At 35.6% G+C, this 19,497-nt stretch carries 19 protein-coding genes and 2 pseudogenes; 11 read left to right on the top strand and 10 right to left on the bottom strand.

Annotation, left to right across the window (positions count from 1 at the left end):
• From G0028_RS00495 to tviB, 7 genes are read right to left on the bottom strand one after another with little or no spacing between them, the layout of a single operon-like run.
• A complete protein-coding gene (locus G0028_RS00495) occupies positions 1-846 on the bottom strand; it encodes a glycosyltransferase family 2 protein (RefSeq protein ID WP_180047149.1) in 846 nt (281 codons plus the stop codon).
• Positions 847-849: 3 nt separating this feature from the next.
• Complete coding sequence (locus G0028_RS00490) at positions 850-2,103, bottom strand: O-antigen translocase (protein WP_180047150.1); 1,254 nt, start codon at positions 2,101-2,103, stop codon at positions 850-852.
• Between the two features lies 1 nt (position 2,104).
• Positions 2,105-3,220, bottom strand: coding sequence for a DegT/DnrJ/EryC1/StrS family aminotransferase (locus G0028_RS00485; protein WP_180047152.1), 1,116 nt, complete (start codon positions 3,218-3,220; stop codon positions 2,105-2,107).
• Positions 3,217-4,077, bottom strand: coding sequence for a WxcM-like domain-containing protein (locus tag G0028_RS00480; RefSeq protein WP_180047154.1), 861 nt, complete (start codon positions 4,075-4,077; stop codon positions 3,217-3,219). Before G0028_RS00480 ends, G0028_RS00485 begins: the two co-directional genes overlap by 4 nt.
• Positions 4,074-4,952: a glucose-1-phosphate thymidylyltransferase RfbA gene (gene rfbA, locus G0028_RS00475; protein ID WP_180047156.1), complete on the bottom strand. Its 879-nt coding sequence runs from the start codon at positions 4,950-4,952 to the stop codon at positions 4,074-4,076. Before rfbA ends, G0028_RS00480 begins: the two co-directional genes overlap by 4 nt.
• Positions 4,952-6,010: a dTDP-glucose 4,6-dehydratase gene (gene rfbB, locus G0028_RS00470; protein WP_180047158.1), complete on the bottom strand. Its 1,059-nt coding sequence runs from the start codon at positions 6,008-6,010 to the stop codon at positions 4,952-4,954. Before rfbB ends, rfbA begins: the two co-directional genes overlap by 1 nt.
• A 19-nt stretch (positions 6,011-6,029) precedes the next feature.
• Positions 6,030-7,307 carry a Vi polysaccharide biosynthesis UDP-N-acetylglucosamine C-6 dehydrogenase TviB gene (gene tviB, locus G0028_RS00465; RefSeq protein WP_180047160.1) on the bottom strand — a complete coding sequence of 426 codons (1,278 nt, stop codon included), beginning with the start codon at positions 7,305-7,307 and terminating at the stop codon, positions 6,030-6,032.
• Between the two features lie 203 nt (positions 7,308-7,510).
• Between tviB and G0028_RS00460 the strand changes: the two genes are divergently transcribed.
• The 5 genes from G0028_RS00460 to G0028_RS00440 all read left to right on the top strand — a co-directional run bounded on the left by G0028_RS00460 (position 7,511) and on the right by G0028_RS00440 (position 12,883).
• Positions 7,511-8,611, top strand: a complete 1,101-nt coding sequence (locus G0028_RS00460; RefSeq protein ID WP_180047162.1) for a polysaccharide biosynthesis/export family protein — start codon at positions 7,511-7,513, stop codon at positions 8,609-8,611.
• A 1-nt stretch (position 8,612) separates the two neighbouring features.
• Positions 8,613-9,041: a low molecular weight protein-tyrosine-phosphatase gene (locus G0028_RS00455; protein WP_180047164.1), complete on the top strand. Its 429-nt coding sequence runs from the start codon at positions 8,613-8,615 to the stop codon at positions 9,039-9,041.
• A gap of 21 nt (positions 9,042-9,062) precedes the next feature.
• Positions 9,063-11,261: a polysaccharide biosynthesis tyrosine autokinase gene (locus G0028_RS00450; protein ID WP_180047166.1), complete on the top strand. Its 2,199-nt coding sequence runs from the start codon at positions 9,063-9,065 to the stop codon at positions 11,259-11,261.
• A gap of 184 nt (positions 11,262-11,445) precedes the next feature.
• Complete coding sequence (locus G0028_RS00445; RefSeq protein WP_180047168.1) at positions 11,446-12,153, top strand: FKBP-type peptidyl-prolyl cis-trans isomerase; 708 nt, start codon at positions 11,446-11,448, stop codon at positions 12,151-12,153.
• 40 nt (positions 12,154-12,193) lie between these two features.
• Positions 12,194-12,883, top strand: coding sequence for an FKBP-type peptidyl-prolyl cis-trans isomerase (locus G0028_RS00440; RefSeq protein WP_180047170.1), 690 nt, complete (start codon positions 12,194-12,196; stop codon positions 12,881-12,883).
• 96 nt (positions 12,884-12,979) lie between these two features.
• Here the strand turns inward: G0028_RS00440 and tnpA (G0028_RS00435) are convergent, their stop codons facing one another.
• The gene (gene tnpA / locus G0028_RS00435; RefSeq protein ID WP_180047172.1) at positions 12,980-13,393 is read right to left on the bottom strand and encodes an IS200/IS605 family transposase; all 414 of its coding nucleotides are present in this window, start codon (positions 13,391-13,393) and stop codon (positions 12,980-12,982) included.
• Between the two features lie 20 nt (positions 13,394-13,413).
• On the opposite strand from tnpA (G0028_RS00435), the gene G0028_RS00430 reads away from it, so the two are divergent.
• The 5 genes and pseudogenes from G0028_RS00430 to G0028_RS00410 form a co-directional block, all read left to right on the top strand.
• Complete coding sequence (locus G0028_RS00430; RefSeq protein ID WP_180113488.1) at positions 13,414-14,472, top strand: RNA-guided endonuclease InsQ/TnpB family protein; 1,059 nt, start codon at positions 13,414-13,416, stop codon at positions 14,470-14,472.
• Between the two features lie 151 nt (positions 14,473-14,623).
• A pseudogene (locus tag G0028_RS00425) lies at positions 14,624-14,853 on the top strand (transposase domain-containing protein); the annotation flags it as partial.
• Between the two features lie 317 nt (positions 14,854-15,170).
• On the top strand, positions 15,171-15,632 hold the full coding sequence (locus tag G0028_RS21005) for a hypothetical protein (RefSeq protein WP_227554757.1): 462 nt from the start codon (positions 15,171-15,173) through the stop codon (positions 15,630-15,632).
• A 21-nt stretch (positions 15,633-15,653) separates the two neighbouring features.
• A complete protein-coding gene (locus G0028_RS00415) occupies positions 15,654-16,004 on the top strand; it encodes a hypothetical protein (RefSeq protein ID WP_180048018.1) in 351 nt (116 codons plus the stop codon).
• 118 nt (positions 16,005-16,122) lie between these two features.
• Positions 16,123-16,221: pseudogene (locus G0028_RS00410) on the top strand (IS5/IS1182 family transposase); the annotation flags it as partial.
• A 154-nt stretch (positions 16,222-16,375) separates the two neighbouring features.
• Here G0028_RS00410 and murJ read toward each other — a convergent pair.
• Together murJ and G0028_RS00400 are read right to left on the bottom strand one after the other, a co-directional pair.
• On the bottom strand, positions 16,376-17,917 hold the full coding sequence (murJ, locus tag G0028_RS00405) for a murein biosynthesis integral membrane protein MurJ (RefSeq protein WP_180048016.1): 1,542 nt from the start codon (positions 17,915-17,917) through the stop codon (positions 16,376-16,378).
• Positions 17,918-18,001: 84 nt separating this feature from the next.
• The gene (locus tag G0028_RS00400; RefSeq protein ID WP_194088741.1) at positions 18,002-19,060 is read right to left on the bottom strand and encodes an RNA-guided endonuclease InsQ/TnpB family protein; all 1,059 of its coding nucleotides are present in this window, start codon (positions 19,058-19,060) and stop codon (positions 18,002-18,004) included.
• A 20-nt stretch (positions 19,061-19,080) separates the two neighbouring features.
• On the opposite strand from G0028_RS00400, the gene tnpA (G0028_RS00395) reads away from it, so the two are divergent.
• On the top strand, positions 19,081-19,494 hold the full coding sequence (tnpA, locus tag G0028_RS00395; protein WP_180047932.1) for an IS200/IS605 family transposase: 414 nt from the start codon (positions 19,081-19,083) through the stop codon (positions 19,492-19,494).
• The last annotated feature ends 3 nt before the right edge of the window (positions 19,495-19,497 follow it).

Below are 19,497 nucleotides of genomic sequence, written 5' to 3'. Positions count from 1 at the left end.
TTAATTTCCAAAAAATTTTAATTTAACCAGTTTCACTAAAATCACTAAAGCATTTAAAAATTCTTTATTTTTTTTATAATATGAAAATTCCATACGATATACTTTAATTAATGCCTTTTTATATAACTTACTATCTCGATAATCCTGTAATATTGATATCATTTCAATACTCATCAACTTCATGTTTTTTGAAAAATTTTCATTATGAAATCTATACATACACATTAATTGATCTAAATAGTGTACCTCAAATTGCTCTTTTACTGTCATCTTAAGCAACATATACCAATCTTCTATTTTTATATTTGTATTATATCCCCCTATTTCTTTAATTATTTTTAATCTTGCTAACTGTGTTGAAGCAGGGAGATCATGCTGATTTAAAATTATCTCTTTAAAAGAAAAAACTTTAGTTTCATTTAATCGTTTACCAATTATATTATTACTCTCATCTATAAGTTCCACCCCACCAAATACTGCAGCACAATTTTTATGAGCTTTTAGATAGCTGACTTGTGACTCAGTTTTTTTAATACACATCATATCATCTGAAGCAATAGCAGAATAATACTCCCCACGACACCACTCTAACGCCTCATTTAATGTTGCAGTTAATCCTTTATTTAGTCTATAACGAAACTCAAAACGCACAAATCTTTTTTCACAACTTTCTATCATTTGTTGTATTTTTTCTACTGAGCTGTCTTTTGAGCCGTCATCTATAACAATAAGCTCAATGTTTTCATATGTCTGATCTATTACACTTTGAATACAGTCTTGTACAAAATTTTCATGGTTATAACAAGGAATAACTACTGAAACCAATGGTTGATTATTTAGACTCATCAATCACACCTTTTCTCTCAAAACTTTAAACACAAAATAACTCATAACAGCCCAATACATTCCATAATTTAACATGTGAGCAAGCGAAACACCTTCAAACCCCATGACTTGTGTACAAATATAAGTGAGCGCAATCGATGTTAACGCAAATATAATTTCAGTCTTTATAAATAGCTTTGTCATCGCCTTACTTAACATCAAGTAAGCCAAAATCCAACTCCCTATTTTTAATGTGTCACCGATCATTTGCCAAAAAAACAGATCGCGCATAGGTAAAAAGTTTTTTGTAAACAGCAAAGCAATAATCCAGTCCCTTAAAATATAAACTGCAAACCCACCTATGACAGCAAGGGGAAAGATATATTTATATCCTAAGTAAACCTCAACCTTAATCTCTGTAAGATTTGATAACTCTGATAGTCTAGGTAGGTAATATACACCAAGTGTTGTAGTCACAAGCATAAGATATGCTGCACTCAACCGAATCATTGCCTCCCAATAACCTGCATAGGTTGCGCCATATTCATGACTTAAATAGCCACGAATAACCATCTGTGATACTGGGACACAAATAGCACTTACCAATGCCATTAGCGCAAAGGCTGCAAATTTTTGAGCAATCTCTTTATCTATTTTTCCAAATAAATAATTCAACTGAAACCAATCAGACTTATAGCATAAAAATAGCGTTATAAAAAAAGCCAATGACTGATAAATCGAAATCGCAACTAAAGCACCATATAAACTATATTTTATTGCTAGAATACTTGTGATCGCGAGAGAAAATAAACTTCCAAAAATATTAGCAACAACTAATTTAAGAACTTCTTTCTTACCATTAAGAATTGCTAAAAATAGTGCGTTAAATGTAAAAAAAGTTAAAAATACAGCAAACCAAACAAAAACTGATTGGTACATATCTGTATGAAAGATGTAAAGTGATAGTTGCTTTTGAAAAACAAGAAGAGTTAAAGAAAATAAAACACTAAAGAATAGAACAATACTACCCGCTGTTTTCCAAATTGTACGTTGCTTAATTTCATCATCATAGTACTCAGCAGTATATTTAATCACTGCTGTATTAATCGCACTACCAGCAAAGGTCGTCACCATTTGGATAAAGTTTTGAAACTGACCAATTGCAGCATACCCTGCTGGACCAACATAGACAGCTAAAATTTTATTCAAGATAAACATTGTGACTGTTTTAATTAAAACAGCCACACCATTTAAAACACTGGTTTTAAGTAAATTCATTTTATACGGTAAAGCGATTGCAAAGCTGAATAACTTTCTTAGTCTCTGCCAAACTTAAAGTTGGTCCCATAGGTAAACTGATCACTTCGCGATGAATCCGCTCAGAAATTGGGAAACTTAAATCATTCCAATCTTTATACGCTTGTTGCTTATGCGGAGGAATCGGATAATGAATTAGCGTTTGTACACCATTTTCAGAGAGATACTTCTGCAAAGCCTCACGATGTTCTGTACGAATTACAAATAAATGCCAAACATGCTGATGATCATCTTCTACATTTATACCATTCAAAGGTAATTGAATGAGAGAGTTTTTGATATTTTTTAGATACAAATCAGCAATTTTACGGCGATGTTCAACTTCATGATCCAGAAACTTAAGTTTAATATCGAGTATTGCTGCCTGAATTTCATCAAGACGACTATTCACACCGGGCACTAAATTTTTATATTTTTCATGTGACCCATAATTACGCAGTGCTTTTAGCATATTTGCCAGTTCTTCGTCATTGGTCGTTACTGCACCAGCATCGCCCAACGCACCTAGATTTTTCCCAGGATAAAAACTAAAGCCAGATGCGTCCCCCCAGTTTCCAGCTCGTTTATTATCTATTTCTGCACCATGTGACTGAGCGGAATCTTCCAGAACTAATAAACTGTATTTTTTAGCAATCGCCATAATTTTTGGCATTTCAGCAAGTTGCCCATATAAGTGTACGGGTAAAATTACTTTCGTTTTAACTGTAATAGCTGCTTCGATTTTTTCTGGATCAATATTATAGCTATATATGTCTGGCTCAACTAACACTGGTGTTAAATTATTTGCTGTGATCGCTAGAATACTTGCAATATATGTATTTGACGGGACTATTACTTCATCACCATCTTTTAATTTACCAAGTTCTTTCCATGCTCGTAATGTAAGAATAAGAGCATCTAAACCATTCGCAACACCTATTGCAAATTTAACCCCACAATACTCCGCAAAGTTTTTTTCAAATTGTTCTAATTCCTTACCACCGATATACCATCCAGAATCAATAACACGTGTACATGCCTCTACTAATTCAGCTCTATATTGCCCATTAATATTTTTCAAATCAAGGAAAGGAATCATTTTTCTACATAACCTTTTATTATTGCTGGATTTCCAACCATTATTGCATTTTCAGGAACATTCTTTGTCACTACAGCACCTGCGCCAATCAATGCATTTTTACCAATTTGAATGCCAGGTAATATTGTTGCATTTGCACCAATACTTGCACCTTGTTCTACTACAGTTTTAGGAAACTCATCAGGATACTGTTTCGAACGGGGCTTTTTATCATTAGTAAAAGTGACACTAGGCCCAACAAAAACATTATCTTCTAATGTAATACCATCCCAAAGATAGACACCTGATTTGACAGTGACATTATTACCAATTAATACATCATTTTCGATTAAAGTATGCGCGCAAATATTGCAGTTTTCCCCAATTATAGCCTTAGAAAAAACCACACTAAATTGCCAAACTTTGGTTTTCTGACCAATATTTACAGACTTTACATCAGCTAAAGGATGAATATATGGTCTGTTGACTATACTTATAAACTCATCATAATCTCGAATATAATCACTTTCATCATAATGATCGCTCGCCAATACCAACATAATGCAATCTTCTGAAAAATCATGCATCTCATGCCACACCATAGGCGGGATCACCAAACCTTTATCCGCTTGATCGATCCATACTTCTTGCTTATCCACCCCATTATCCATAAGCATTTTGCATTTACCTTTTATACAAAATGCTACTTGGCTTAATTCTTTATGTGCATGAAAACCACGAGGTACATTTGGTTTTGCATCAAAAATATAATAAAGACGTTTAATATCAAACGGAATGTTTTTATTTGCTTCGGCTATAACCAAAGCACCTCTTTCATCACCTCGGTTAGGTAAATCAATCCATTGTATTAAACTCATAGCTGATCACTCACCAAAGAAATCAAATACTGACCATAGTCATTTTTACTCATACTTTGACCAATTTTCAAAACTTGCTCTTTACACAACCAACCATTATTCAGCGCAATCTCTTCAAGACAAGCCACTTTATACCCTTGTCGTTTTTCAATGGTTTCAACAAATTGAGCAGCTTCCAGTAAACTTGCATGTGTTCCAGTGTCCAACCATGCAAAACCACGTCCCAATAGTTCAACATTTAAATCACCACGTTCCAAATACAATTGGTTTACCGTCGTAATTTCAAGTTCACCACGATCAGAAGGCTTCACTTGCTTGGCAATCTGTATTACATCATTGTCATAGAAATACAGACCAGTTACAGCATAATTTGATTTTGGATTTTTAGGTTTTTCTTCAAGAGACACGGCTCTACGCTGCTCATCAAATTCAACGACGCCAAAACGCTCAGGATCTTTGACTTGATAACCAAAAACTGTAGCTCCTTGACCTCTTGCAACAGCCTGTTTCAACATTGGTGTAAAGCCTTGACCATAGAAAATATTGTCGCCAAGCACTAAGCAGACATTACTATCACCAATAAACTCTTTCCCAATAATGAAGGCTTGAGCTAATCCATCAGGACTTGGTTGAATTGCATATTGCAAGCTGATACCAAACTGAGAACCATCCCCCAACAAGCGTTCAAAACTTTCCTTATCTTCAGGTGTAGTAATAATAAGAACATCCTGAATCCCTGCCAACATAAGTACAGAAAGAGGATAATAAATCATAGGTTTATCATAAATAGGGAGCAGTTGTTTTGAAATACCCTTAGTAATAGGATACAAACGAGTTCCTGAACCACCTGCTAAAATAATACCCTTTGTATTCATTATGCATTCACTCCCAATCTTTCACGTTGGTAACTGCCATCCTGAACACGGCGACACCACTCTAAATTATTCAAATACCACTCAACTGTTTTACGAATACCCGTTTCAAATGTTTCTTCTGGCTTCCACCCTAAATCATGAGCAATTTTTGTAGCATCAATCGCATAACGCAAATCATGTCCTGGTCTATCTTTTACAAAAGTAATCAACGATTCATATGGTTGCTGATTTTTTTGCGGCTTGAGTTCATCCAAAATTTTACAGATGATTTTAACAACTTCTATATTCTGCTTTTCATTATGACCACCAATATTATAGGTTTCACCTACTTTACCCTCAGTGACCACTTTATAAAGTGCACGTGCATGATCTTCTACAAATAACCAATCACGAATTTGATCACCTTTGCCATAAATCGGTAAAGATTTGCCATCTAAAGCATTTAAAATAACCAAGGGAATCAATTTTTCAGGGAAATGATACGGACCATAATTATTGGAACAATTGGTAACAATCGTAGGTAAACCATACGTACGATACCAAGCACGAACCAAATGATCAGAACTAGCTTTACTTGCTGAGTAGGGTGAGCTTGGTGCATATGAGGTTGTTTCGGTAAATAGATCTGTTGTACCTTCTAGATCTCCATATACCTCATCTGTAGAAATATGATGAAATTTAAACTTCGCTTTCGCTGGTTCATCAAGCTGCATCCAATATTTTCGAGCAACCTCTAAAAGTGTATATGTTCCAACAATATTTGTAGTAATAAACTCAGCTGGACCATCAATTGAACGATCTACATGTGATTCAGCTGCTAAATGCATTACTAAATCGGGTTTAAACTCATTAAAGGCTTTTATTAAATCATTTTCATTACAAATATCAATCTGCTTAAACTGGTATTTTTTATCTTGATCAATTTCTATGAGTGATTCTAAATTACCTGCATAGGTCAATTTATCAACATTTAAAACCTCATCTTGGGTATTTTTTATAATATTTCTTATAACAGCAGATCCAATAAAACCAGCTCCACCTGTAACTAAAATTTTCATAAAATTCCTGTATTAGTTGTTACAATCTGATATCACTTTCTTGTTTATCTAAAACATATTTTAAATCATATAAAACATGTTTATCTTTGCCTAAAAGATCAAACTCTTGTTTAGACATACTTTTAAACTGGCCATGTGCAACAGCAATTACAATTGCATCATATTGACCTTGCTTAAGTTCTAAAACTGGCGCAAGACCATATTCTGCTTCAACTTCTGTGCTGTCTATCCAAGGATCATAAATATCAAGATCTAGTTCATACTCTTTGAGTGCCTTAACCATATCTACTATTTTGGTATTACGAATATCAGGACAATCTTCTTTAAAGCTTAAACCCATAATTAAAATTTTTGAGCCTACCACCTGAATTCTTTGCTTGACCATTTCTTTTATCAACTGGGTTGCAACATACTCTCCCATACGGTCGTTTAAACGCCGTGCAGCTAAAATAATTTCAGGATGCAATCCAATTGATTGTGCTTTATGAGTTAAATAATATGGGTCAACTCCAATGCAATGCCCACCAACCAAACCAGGTCTAAAGTTTAAAAAATTCCACTTCGTTCCTGCTGCTTTAAGCACATCCTCTGTATCAATACCCATTTTATTGAAAATTAGTGCCAACTCATTAATAAGTGCGATATTTACATCACGCTGCGTATTTTCAATAACCTTTGCAGCCTCAGCAACTTTCATGGTTGGTGCTTTATATGTACCCGCTTTAATAATCAAGTTATAAACTTGATCAATATAATCAGCAACATCAGGCGTCGACCCCGATGTGATTTTCAAAATATTTGTTACATGACGAGTTTTATCCCCAGGATTAATACGTTCTGGACTATAACCCACAAAAAAATCTTGATTAAATTTCAAACCAGAATATCGCTCTAGCTCTGGAATACATATTTCTTCAGTCGCCCCAGGATAAACCGTTGACTCATAAACAACGATATCGCCCTTTTTAAGAACTGTTGCAATGCTTTGGGAAGCCTTAATCAATGGTGTCAAATCAGGTTGTTTAAAATTATCTATTGGTGTCGGAACAGTAACAATAAAAAAGTTGGCTTCTTTCAAGTCTTCGATATTAGAAGTATATGAAAGATTCTGAACTTGCTTTAGCTCCTCGGTATCAACTTCTAAGGTATGATCATGTCCATTTTGTAACTCAAAAATACGCTGTTGATTGATATCAAATCCTAAAGTTGGCTTATATTTACCGAATTCAACGGCTAAAGGTAGACCAACATAGCCTAGACCTATAACTGCCAATTTAAGTTGTTCAAGTTGAAACATATATGAAACCTAGCCATTTATTCTAAATGGACTCACATTATAGATACGTGCTACTATGATAATATAGCAGACTTTAAACAAAGATTTCTTGCAATATACATTTAATCCCTTAAAAATAAAGTATGATTTGGGTTAATAGTAGACTACAATTCTAGATACTCATGTAAGCTACCGTTGGATTACAGATATTAAAGGGTTTAAATGTGAAGTATAAGAGCACATTATTATTTTTAGCAATTTCTTTATCATTTACAGGATGCATGATCACTTCAGGTTTACAGACCTATGATTTGCCTGAAAATGGAACTTTTAAGACAGACCAAGGGGCTGAGGTTGCTGTTGTTCAATTAACACAAAATAATATACCTGACATTAGTTTAAATATTTCTCGCCCACAAGAAAATATAAGTTCTCTTTTTAATACACCTTTTTATCAGTATCGTTTAAGTCCTGGGGATGTTCTTTCTATCCAACTGTGGGCATATCCTGAGATTACTCCCCCTATTCAAGGATCATCTGCAGATATTAAAGCATTCGGTTATCCTATTGACTCTAATGGGAATGTACAATTACCGCTTATTGGGCAAGTCCATATTTCAGGGAAAACACTTGCTGAATCAAATCGTTATCTACGCAGTCAATTTGCCAAATATTTAAAAACACCAGATGTAGTTGTTCGTGTATTGTCTTATGAGGCGAAACGGTATTTTGTCAATGGTCAAGTCATGAAAAGTGGTCAATATACTTTAGATGATCGACCAATCAGTATTTATACCGCATTAAGTATGGCGGGTGGTGTAAATCAAGAGTCAGGAGACAATACCGATATTCAGCTTATTCGAAATGGTCAAGTCTATAATCTAAATGTAGTCGCATTAGAAAAACAAGGTTATTCATTACACAAACTTTTGGTTCAACCTAATGATACAATATATGTAAATACAAAACAGAATCAAAAGCTTTATGTTATGGGTGAATCTAATAAAAGTTCAGCTATCCCTCTGCGTGACCAAGGTATGACCTTGAGTGATGTATTAGGTGAAAGTGAAGGGGTAAACCCTTATTCTGCAAGTGCAGCACGCATTTATGTGATGCGAACTGATTTGCAAAATCGTAAGTCAACCATTTACCAATTAAACTTGAGTAGTCTTGGTAACCTTGCTTTATCCAATCAATTTCAGATGCAAAAAAATGATATCGTATATATCGATGCAACAGGGTTAACTCGTTGGCAACGTATCATGAATCAAATTGTGCCATTCTCAAGTGCGCTTTATACATTTGATCAATTGGGTAAAAACTAAAATGCAGTTTAAAAATATTTTAGTTGTTTGTGTAGGAAATATTTGCCGTAGCCCGATGGCTGAGTATTTTTTAAAAACTCAACATCCAACATTAAATATATCTTCAGCAGGTATTTCTGCACTTGTTGGACATCCCGCAGATGACAAGGCTATTTATTGTATGGATCAACTCAATATTGATCTCAGACCGCATATTGCCCGTCAGCTGAATGCTGATTTAATTAAGCAAAATGATCTGATCTTAGTGATGAGCCATAATCAACAAAAGCATATTGAACAAACTTGGAATTTTGCTAAAGGTAAAGTTTTTAGATTGGGACATTGGCAAGCTCAAAATGTTCCAGATCCATATAAACATGACCAAGCTTTTTTTGATCAAACTTGTCAAAATATCCAAAAATATGTGCAAGATTGGCACTCTCAATTATAATTTTGTATTAGTTGTTAACTTATGAACGAAAACTCTAAAACTAGCGAAGATACTATTGACTTAAAAGAGTTATTATTTTCTCTAATTGCTCAATGGAAAGTAATTGCGCTCTGTATTATCTTAAGTTTGATTTGTGCATTGTTATATTTACGAGTCACACCAGATACTTATTCAGTGGATGCTCTTGTCCAAGTTGAAGATAGCAAAGGTGCTGCCTCAGCAGCTCTACTAGGTGATCTATCTAAAGTGGCTGGTGGGTTCTCACAAAAATCTCCTGCGGATGCAGAAATTGAGATTTTGAAATCTCGTATGGTTTTAGGGACAGTCATTCGCAACTTAAATCTTGATATTGATATTGAAGATAATAATCATAATTTAATCAACCGCTTTATCTCAAAAGATAAAAATAAAATAGAATATAAACCTGATTCTGTTTTATATACCTATGGTGATTCTAGTCTTCTAGTCAAACAACTGAATGTTCCAGAGTATTATCTCGATAAACCATTAAAATTAACATTTAAAAATAATAATCAGTTTGATTTAACGTATAAAGATCAAGTCGTGTTTAGCGGGAAGCTAAACAGCAAAAATATGTTAGAAACCACAAAAGGTAAATGGTTGGTTGAACTCAATGCACAAGGTAACTTAAAAGATCAAAGTTACAATTTAACCAAAATAGCATTGCCTACTGCTGTTTCTAATTTTAATAGTATTTATAGTGTTGCAGAAAGAGGAAAAATGACAGGTGTAATTGGTCTCAGTTATCTTGGCTTAAACCCTGAACAAATTACTCAAATTCTCAACGATGTACTCGCTGTTTACCAAGAACAAAATATTGAACGTAAATCGCTTGAATCGAAACAAACGTTAGCATTTTTAGATAAACAACTTCCTGAGCTCCGTAAGCAACTTGAAGAATCTGAAATTAAATTTAATCAATTTCGTGAAAAATATAAAACGGTTGATGTAAACGCTGAATCTGAGTTATTACTCAAGCAAAATATTGATCTTGAAAAACTGAAAATTGAGCTTCAACAAAAACAAGCTGAATTATCAGCGAAGTATACAAACGATCACCCATTAATTCGTCAAATTGATGCACAAGTGACTGAAATAAACAAAAAAATTGGAGAACTTAACAACCGTTTAACACAATTACCTGAAACGCAACGATTATATTTACAACTCTATCGTGATGTTAAAGTCAATAATGAACTTTATACCGCATTACTAAACAGTTATCAGCAGTTAAAAATAGCCAAAGCAGGTGAAATTGGTAATGTGCGTATTATTGATACTGCTGTAGAACCTGTAAAACCAATTAAGCCACGTAAACTCATTATTCTGATTCTCTCTATTTTTGTCGGTGGTTTTGTTGGTGTATTAATTGCTTTATTACGTAACCTCATGCATACAGGCATTAAAGATTCAGCACAAATTGAAAATGAGTTAGATCTTCCTGTTTACGCCACAGTTCCACGTTCTCCTGTACAAGAAAGTCGTATTCAAATCCTCAAGAAGAAAAAGTCAATTCCTATTCTTGCAGTGAAAAACAGTGATGATATTGCCATTGAAAGTTTACGTAGTATTCGTACCACGATTCACTTTTCTCTAGCAAATGCCAAAAATAATATCATTGCGGTATCCGGTCCTGCACCAGAAGTCGGTAAATCATTTATTTCGACAAACTTGGCGACTATTTTTGCGCAAAGTAATAAACGTGTCTTGTTAATAGATGCCGATATTCGTCGTGGGTATTTACATAAATATTTTTCTCGTGAGACTTCCCCTGGTTTGACTGAACTGTTAAACAATCAAAGTTCACTAGAACAAACCATTTTTAAAACCCAAGTGCCAAATTTAGATTTTATTGCGCGTGGTAAAAACCAGAGCAATCCATCTGAAATGTTAGCTTCAAGTCAATTTAAAACATTACTTGAACAGTTGTCTCAACAATATGATCATATCATTTTGGATACACCACCTGTATTGGCGGTGACTGATGGTATTATCATTTCACAATATGCAGGTGTGAACTTAGTTATCGCTCGTTATGCTAAAACTCAAATGAAAGAGCTTGAAATAACGCTTACACGTTTTGAACAAGCGGGTAGTAAAGTCAACGGTATTATCTTAAATGATATTAACCGTGCATCAGGTGGTAGCAGCTACGGCTATAACTATGCTTATAGCTATACATCACATAAAGATGATTAAGTTAATTGAATGTCGAAAAATCCAGATCTATGATCTGGATTTTTTTTGGGAAATCCCTGTATATTTTTCGTTGATTTCATTGAATAAGTATATCGTTTCAGAGTAAGACGTTATATGCTTTGAGAGTTCAAGCTATCATTTAAAATATTTAGCTTTTTGCACGATAAAAATTTTAGGAAAGACCATGAGTAAAGCCTTACCCATCGCTGTTGCTGTATTATTAGGCGGTGCTGCACTTGTTCCTGTTTACTATGCAACACAACATCCTGTGGATGTAAATGCAAGTTCTATCTCCAAATCAGCAAAACCTGTCGAAAAAATCAGCTACGCTTTAGGCTATGAAGTTGCCAGCCAAACGCCACCTGAAGTTGATGTAGATACATTTATTACAGGGATCCGTGATGCACATGCGAAAAAAGAACGCATCTTCACTGATGAAGAATTACAAGCTGCGTATATTGAATTCCAAAAAGAAATGCAGACGAAACAAATCGCTGACTCAAAAGAAGAGGTATCTAAAAGTGATAATTTCTTAGCGGAAAATGCGAAAAAAGAAGGGATTAAAACCACTGCTTCTGGTCTACAATACAAAATCACTAAACAAGGTGATGGTAAAGCACCCTCTGCCAATTCTGTTGTTACTGTCCACTACAAAGGTCAACTTCTTGATGGTAAAGTCTTTGACAGTTCATATGATCGTAATAAACCTACTGAATTCCCACTAAATCAAGTGATTCCAGGTTGGGCTGAAGGTTTACAATTAATGAAAGAAGGTGGAAAAGCGACCTTATATATTCCATCTAAATTGGCTTATGGTGAGCAAGGTTTCCCTGGTGCTATTCCTCCAAACAGTACCTTAATTTTTGATGTTGAATTAATTAAAGTAAAATAAAAATAAGGAGAGCATCTGCTCTCCTTTTTGGATGTATATGATGAAGAAAATAATTTTAGGGTTAAGCATTTTAATGGCAGTAAGTCATAGTCAGGCTGCAACTGTTAATAATAAAAGCACACAAAAAGATCAATTTAGCTATAGCTATGGTTATGCTATGGGTAAAACGTATGCCGATATTTTAAAAGATATTCATCCAGAGGCTTTTTTACAAGGCTTACAGCAAGGTGCGCTTGGACAAAAAACCAGTTTAACCGATGAAGAAATGGCGAAGGCTTTAGCACAGTATAAACAACAAAGTGAAGCCAAACAGCTCATAGCATTTCAACAAACAGCACAAGAAAATGGCAAACGTGGTGAAGCTTTTTTAGCTGAAAATGCAAAAAAATCAGGCATTATGACCACAAAATCAGGTTTGCAATATCAAGTTTTACAAGCAGGTCAAGGAAAAAAACCAACTGCGACATCTAAAGTATTCGTCAATTATGAAGGACGTTTGTTAGATGGTACGGTTTTTGATAGCTCAATTGCACGTGGGCAACCTGTTGATTTTCAAGTCAGTCAAGTCATTTCGGGCTGGACGGAAGGTTTACAACTGATGCAAGAGGGCGCGAAATATCGCTTCTTTATTCCTGCAAAATTAGCATATGGGGATATAGGTGCAGGCGATAGCATAGGCCCGAACAGTACCCTGATTTTTGATGTTGAATTATTAAAAATTTTTCCTTAATTTTATTTATCCGAATAGCCGTAAAACCTTGCCCTTCAGGGTGGGGATATAAGGCTGCAATCCGCTAGTCCTCCTTGTGAGGATTAGCTAGGATTGCTAATGCGGCGTCTGCTGACTCTCAATATATTGTTTAATGATTGAAATCGGAGCACCGCCACATGATGCAGCGAAGTAACTAGGTGACCACAGAGCATTTGCCCATAGCTTGTTTTTAATTTCGGGGTGTTTGGTTCGTAAAATTCGACTGGAAGCACCCTTTAAACTATTCACTAAGCTATAAATTGCTATTTTTGGCGGATAATTGACAAGTAAATGAACATGATCATGTTCACCATCAAATTCCACCAACTCAGCTTCAAAGTCTAAGCAGACACGTTCAAATACTTTACGTATCGTTCCGAGCATCGCTTTAGTAAAAACATCTCTACGATATTTAGCTACAAAGACTAAATGTACATGCATATTAAAAATACAATGGCGACCTGTTCTAATTTCTTGACTAGTACTCATACGCCAAATATATTTTAAGTATGAAGACACTTAAATTACGCATAAAAGACAAACATTGCAAGATGCTAGACCAACTAGCGTTAGAGGTAAACTTTGTCTGGAATTATGTCAATGATTTGTGTTTTAAACACTTGCAAAGAAAACAACAATTCTTTTCAGCATACGATATTGCAAAATATACAAAAGGTGCATCCAAAGAATGTAACTTGCACAGCCAAACCATACAGGCAGTTGCAGAAGAATTAGTGACAAGACGCAAGCAATTCAAGAAAGCAAAATTAAAATGGCGTGTCAGCAATAAAAAATCAGCTAGACGCTCTTTAGGATGGATACCATTCAAGAAAGTAGCAATCAAATATGCTGATGGCTATGTTCAATATGGTAAGCATCAATTCAAGCTATGGGATAGTTACGGACTCAGCAAATACAATGTTAAAACAGGCTCATTTGTCGAGGATAGCCGTGGGCGTTGGTATGTTTGCCTTGTGGTTGATTCAATTAAAACTGAGAAAACCACCGCTAAAACCTCGATTGGCATAGATTTAGGTTTAAAAGATTTAGCGACTTGTTCAGATGGCGTAAAGTTGAAAGCACCTAAAATCTATCGGCAATATGAACAAAAACTTGGCATTGCACAACGTGCAAAAAATAAGAAACGTGTTAAAGCGATTCACGCCAAGATCAAAAATATTCGTCAAAACATGCTGCATCAATTCAGCCATAAATTGGTGAATGAACATGCAGCAATCTTCGTTGGCAATGTGAATGCCAAAGCATTAGCACAGACTAGATTAGCTAAGTCAGTGTTAGATGCAAGTTGGACAACACTAAGAACCATGCTCAAGTATAAATGCGAGAACGCAGGTGTATGGTATGAAGAAGTCAATGAAGCGTATACCACCCAAACGTGTTCGTGCTGTGGCTCACGCTCCAGTAGTCCGAAAGGTAGAGCAGGTTTAGGAATAAGAGAATGGCAGTGTCGTGAGTGTGGTAGCTCATGGGATCGGGATATAAATTCCGCACTGAATATTCTTGCGCTCGGACATGAGCGTCTCGCAGGAGGAATCCCCGTCCTTTAGGTCGGGGAGTATGTCAAACTTTGAGAGCTTTTTAGCTCTCTTTTTATTTACACATATTCATGATCTCAGCCATACTGCGGTCATGAATACACTGCCTGATTTAATCCAACTACTCCATAGACAACTGCTGGAATTTACGCAGCAGTTTTGTAATAAGTGGGTGGGAAATCAAATGCACCCATGGGCTTTAGGAAGAAAGAATTGGCTATTTGCAGCATCACTGCGTAGTGGTCAACGGGCAGCCAAGATCATGACATTCAGTTAGCCAAGCTGAATGGCCTAGATCCATATGCCTATTTAAGTGGTGTGTTGAAAAGATTACCAACACATAAAATGAAAGACATCGAAAACTTGTTGCCTCATAAATGGAACCCTACTTGAGTTCAAGTACGGTTCAGTGGATGCTTGGAAATAAAATAACTATTTCTTATTCTTAAAGATTCAGTGGTTGCTTACCAAGAATTTAAGAGTGGTAAAGAAACTTGGCCTTACGTTATGCATTTTTGGAAAAATGGAAATACTGCAGAAAGTTGGATGCTAGAAAAACACCTTAAAATTTCAGGTCGCATAACGCCTTAAGTAATTTACTTTCAAGTTTTAATCTAGAAGATAGATACTATAATTTATTGAAATAAATCATTTCTTTTGATTTTAAAATAGAATATTGTACAGATACTAAGATAACCAAGTAGTCAATCATGAAAAAAATAGCATTATTAACATTCCTTTTATTCGGTACGCTTAGCAATGTATATGCAAAAAACGACGATCTAAGAAAAATACAGTTGATCAAAAAAATTTATGCAACAGAGCTAAGTTTAAACCCACCAAATAACATGTTGGAAAAAAATGCTACTCCTGAGTTAAAAAGTCTATTAAATTCACGAGATAGAATCCATTCTAGGTTCGGTGGTGAATATTGCGATTGGGCTAGATCACTTTATGTTCCTGGCAATGACTTTGATACAAAAGTAGGACAAATGAAATTTACTACTTTAAACAATGGATTAATTAGAGCGAGTGGAACTAGTTTCGGAGAAAAATTTCATCGAGACTTCAAAGTACAATGTGATACTAGCTCTTGTAAAATAGATGATATATACGATCCAAATAGCTATAAAAAAGAAATGCAACAATTAGTTAAAAAACCATACTGTTAATGCATATTGAGACTATTTACTATGAAATTATCAAAAAAAATGACCTTGACTTTAGTAACTCTAATTCTTGGAGTTTGTTCACAAACAGTTTCAGCAAAAGTTTCTTCATGTGAAATCGTTGAACAAGGGAAAATAACTTTTAAGAACAAGTGTAACTTTAATCCAATCGGTGGCGGCTCATTCTACTTAACTAATTTAAATTCAAATAAACCATTCATACGTGACACAATGGATGTATCTGTAAATGTTATAGAAACAGGTTCTGCTGAAGTAATAGGATCTAGAGTTGGTGGTACTAATACTCGGTGGGGTAAAGCAAAAAGAGTTCGAGCATGCTGGGTAGGTACTGATTTCAAAGTATGTGCTCGTTGATTTAATTCAAATATTCATCTCTAGAAAACTTTATCAAAGATTAATAATGCTTTAACAAAGTAACAGCTTTGTTGCATAAGCCTACCGTTAAAGGCTTATTCAAAGGTATAATTCTCAAATGAATAAGCCCACACCTAAAATCTGTCGTACAAGCAATTGGTCTTCTTATAACAGAGCATTAATAAATCGAGGAAATATCTCTATTTGCTTTGATCCATAAGCATCCGCTGAAAACACCTTATGAATTCATCCTATATTTAAGTAATGTGCTGAAAAGATTACCAATACATAGAATGAAAGACATCGAAGACTTGTTGCCTCATAAATGCAATCCTGCTTGAGTTGGAGTAAGGTTCAGCGGATACTTACACTCAATGTTTTAAATGACGTGGTCTAAATCCGCTTGCCACTAAACCAATCGCATAGGCCAACACACCGACGACACACAATCCAACTACTTCAAGTATACGAATCCACTGCGCAGCACTACCATCATACCAAGTTAATGCACACCACAGCACAGCAATCATGCTGATATTAGCAATGAAAAATTGTACAAATAATTTTTTCCAATGTGCACCAAAACGGAAAATATTGCGTTTATGCAAATAGAAATACAGCATACCTGCATTCACCAATGCAGAACCTGAAGATGCAATGGCAAGTGCCATATGCTCAGCATGCCAATCAATCAGTTTAAAAATACCAATAAAGATCACGTTTAAAATTGCATTCGCTGCAACGGCCATTAAACCAACACGTACAGGTGTCTTTGTATCTTGAATCGCGTAAAAACCAGGTGCAAAGACTTTAATCAACATAAATGCCAATACCCCTGCACTCATACATTGCAACGCCATAGCCGTCATTTGTGTATCACGTACATCAAAAGCACCATGTTGGAAAAGCGCTTGAATAATCGGCGTAGACAACATAAACAGTGCAATACTTGCAGGTACACCCACTAAAACAATGACACGGGCTGCCCAATCTAGCATTTTTCTAAATTTTTCTTGGTCTTGTTCAGCTTTACTCATCGACAAAGACGGTAAAATGACAGTACCGATTGCGACACCAATTAAACCTAATGGTAGCTCTGTCATTCGCTCGGCACTATATAACCAAGACACTGAACCATCCTGCATAAAAGATGCCCAAATGGTATTGAGTAATAAATTAATTTGCGTGACCGAAACACCAAACAAAGCAGGCAACATTAATTTTAAAATGCGTTCCACACCTTCATGTTTAAAATCAACTTTTGGTGGAATCAATAATTTTTTACGCCACAATTCAGGAATTTGAATGGCAAGTTGTAAAATGCCTGCTGCAACCACAGCCCAACCCAGTGCCATGATGGGTTCAGCCATATGTGGAGCAAGCCACCAAGCCCCTGCGATCATCGCAACATTTAACAATACAGGTGAAAATGCAGGTGATGCAAATGAACCGTAACTATTTAAAATACTGCTGGCAAATGCTGTTAGTGACATAAACATCAAATATGGAATCGTTAAACGAAACATATCAACAGCTAAGTCAAATTTAGCAGGATCATCATGGAAACCAGGTGCATAAATATACAAAATCACAGGTGCCGCAATCATAGAAAATAGCGTCAATAATGACATAACCGTTAATAAACAACCAAAAACACGGCTAATTAAAATCTGTACTTCGGCATGTAGTTTTGTAGTTTTATATTCAGTTAAAACAGGAATAAAGGCTTGTGAAAAAGCTCCTTCAGCGAATAATCGCCGAAAAAAATTGGGGATGCGAAATGCAACAACAAAGGTATCAAAATCCTTACCTGCACCAAAAACATTTAACAACACCATATCTCGTACGAGTCCTAAGACCCGAGACAACATGGTCATAGAACTGACAATAAAGGTGGATCGCCACAGCGCCATTGCATTTACCTAGTTAAAATAAAGTCGTTATTGTAAAGAAACTCAAAACAAATATCGTTGTAAAATCTTGACATCCTCCCCGACCTAAAGGACGGAGATTCCTCCTGCGAGACGCTCATGTCCGAGCGCAAGAATATTCAGTGCGGCATTTATATCCCGATCCCATGAGCTACCACACTCACAACACTGCCATTCTCTTATTCCTAAGCCTGCTCTACCTTTCGGACTACTGAAGCGTGAGCCACAGCACGAACACGTTTGGGTGGTATACGCTTCATTGACTTCTTCATACCATACACCTGCGTTCTCGCATTTATACTTGAGCATGGTTCTTAGTGTTGTCCAACTTGCATCTAACACTGACTTAGCTAATCTAGTCTGTGCTAATGCTTTGGCATTCACATTGCCAACGAAGATTGCTGCATGTTCATTCACCAATTTATGGCTGAATTGATGCAGCATGTTTTGACGAATATTTTTGATCTTGGCGTGAATCGCTTTAACACGTTTCTTATTTTTTGCACGTTGTGCAATGCCAAGTTTTTGTTCATATTGCCGATAGATTTTAGGCGCTTTCAACTTTACGCCATCTGAACAAGTCGCTAAATCTTTTAAACCTAAATCTATGCCAATCGAGGTTTTAGCGGTGGTTTTCTCAGTTTTAATTGAATCAATCACAAGGCAAACATACCAACGCCCACGGCTATCCTCGACAAATGAGCCTGTTTTAACATTGTATTTGCTGAGTCCGTAACTATCCCATAGTTTGAATTGATGCTTACCATATTGAACATAGCCATCAGCATATTTGATTGCTACTTTCTTGAATGGTATCCATCCTAAAGAGCGTCTAGCTGATTTCTTATTGCTAACACGCCATTTTAATTTTGCTTTCTTGAATTGCTTGCGTCTTGTCACTAATTCTTCTGTAACTGCCTGTATCGTTTGGCTGTGCAAGTCACATTCTTTGGATGCACCTTTTGTATATTTTGCAATATTGTATGCTGAAAAGAATTGTTGTTTTCTTTGCAAGTGTTTAAAACACAAATCATTAACATAATTCCAGACAAAGTTTACCTCTAACGCTAGTTGGTCTAGCATCTTGCAATGTTTATCTTTTATGCGTAATTTAAGTGTCTTCATACTTAAAATATATTTGGCGTATGAGTACTAGTCAAGAAATTAGAGCAGGTCGCCATTGTATTTTTAATATGCATGTACATTTAGTCTTTGTGGCTAAATATCGTCGAGATGTTTTTACTAAAGCGATGCTTGGAACGATACGTGAAGTATTTGAACGTGTCTGCTTAGACTTTGAAGCTGAGTTGGTGGAATTTGATGGTGAACATGATCATGTTCATTTACTTGTCAATTATCCGCCAAAAATAGCAATTTCTAGCTTAGTAAATAGTCTAAAGGGTGCTTCCAGTCGAATTTTACGAACCAAACACCCCGAAATTAAAAACAAGCTATGGGCAAATGCTCTGTGGTCACCTAGTTACTTCGCTGCATCATGTTGCGGTGCTCCGATTTCAATTATTAAACAATATATTGAGAGTCAGCAGACACCGCATTAGCAA

Origin of the sequence: Acinetobacter piscicola (assembly GCF_015218165.1) — a bacterium.
GTDB classification, from domain to species: domain Bacteria; phylum Pseudomonadota; class Gammaproteobacteria; order Pseudomonadales; family Moraxellaceae; genus Acinetobacter; species Acinetobacter piscicola_A.
The sequence above is the reverse complement of the archived record's forward strand: the minus strand, read 5'-3'. Positions and strand labels throughout refer to the sequence as shown.

Bases quoted from the DNA above. Each gene is read 5' to 3' on its own strand.
- G0028_RS00495 (WP_180047149.1), bottom strand. From the start codon at position 846: ATGAGTCTAAATAATCAACCATTGGTTTCAGTAGTTATTCCTTGTTAT.
- G0028_RS00490 (WP_180047150.1), bottom strand. From the start codon at position 2,103: ATGAATTTACTTAAAACCAGTGTTTTAAATGGTGTGGCTGTTTTAATT.
- G0028_RS00485 (WP_180047152.1), bottom strand. From the start codon at position 3,220: ATGATTCCTTTCCTTGATTTGAAAAATATTAATGGGCAATATAGAGCT.
- G0028_RS00480 (WP_180047154.1), bottom strand. From the start codon at position 4,077: ATGAGTTTAATACAATGGATTGATTTACCTAACCGAGGTGATGAAAGA.
- rfbA (WP_180047156.1), bottom strand. From the start codon at position 4,952: ATGAATACAAAGGGTATTATTTTAGCAGGTGGTTCAGGAACTCGTTTG.
- rfbB (WP_180047158.1), bottom strand. From the start codon at position 6,010: ATGAAAATTTTAGTTACAGGTGGAGCTGGTTTTATTGGATCTGCTGTT.
- tviB (WP_180047160.1), bottom strand. From the start codon at position 7,307: ATGTTTCAACTTGAACAACTTAAATTGGCAGTTATAGGTCTAGGCTAT.
- G0028_RS00455 (WP_180047164.1), top strand. From the start codon at position 8,613: ATGCAGTTTAAAAATATTTTAGTTGTTTGTGTAGGAAATATTTGCCGT.
- G0028_RS00450 (WP_180047166.1), top strand. From the start codon at position 9,063: ATGAACGAAAACTCTAAAACTAGCGAAGATACTATTGACTTAAAAGAG.
- G0028_RS00445 (WP_180047168.1), top strand. From the start codon at position 11,446: ATGAGTAAAGCCTTACCCATCGCTGTTGCTGTATTATTAGGCGGTGCT.
- G0028_RS00440 (WP_180047170.1), top strand. From the start codon at position 12,194: ATGAAGAAAATAATTTTAGGGTTAAGCATTTTAATGGCAGTAAGTCAT.
- tnpA (WP_180047172.1), bottom strand. From the start codon at position 13,393: ATGAGTACTAGTCAAGAAATTAGAACAGGTCGCCATTGTATTTTTAAT.
- G0028_RS00430 (WP_180113488.1), top strand. From the start codon at position 13,414: ATGAAGACACTTAAATTACGCATAAAAGACAAACATTGCAAGATGCTA.
- G0028_RS21005 (WP_227554757.1), top strand. From the start codon at position 15,171: ATGAAAAAAATAGCATTATTAACATTCCTTTTATTCGGTACGCTTAGC.
- G0028_RS00415 (WP_180048018.1), top strand. From the start codon at position 15,654: ATGAAATTATCAAAAAAAATGACCTTGACTTTAGTAACTCTAATTCTT.
- murJ (WP_180048016.1), bottom strand. From the start codon at position 17,917: ATGGCGCTGTGGCGATCCACCTTTATTGTCAGTTCTATGACCATGTTG.
- G0028_RS00400 (WP_194088741.1), bottom strand. From the start codon at position 19,060: ATGAAGACACTTAAATTACGCATAAAAGATAAACATTGCAAGATGCTA.
- tnpA (WP_180047932.1), top strand. From the start codon at position 19,081: ATGAGTACTAGTCAAGAAATTAGAGCAGGTCGCCATTGTATTTTTAAT.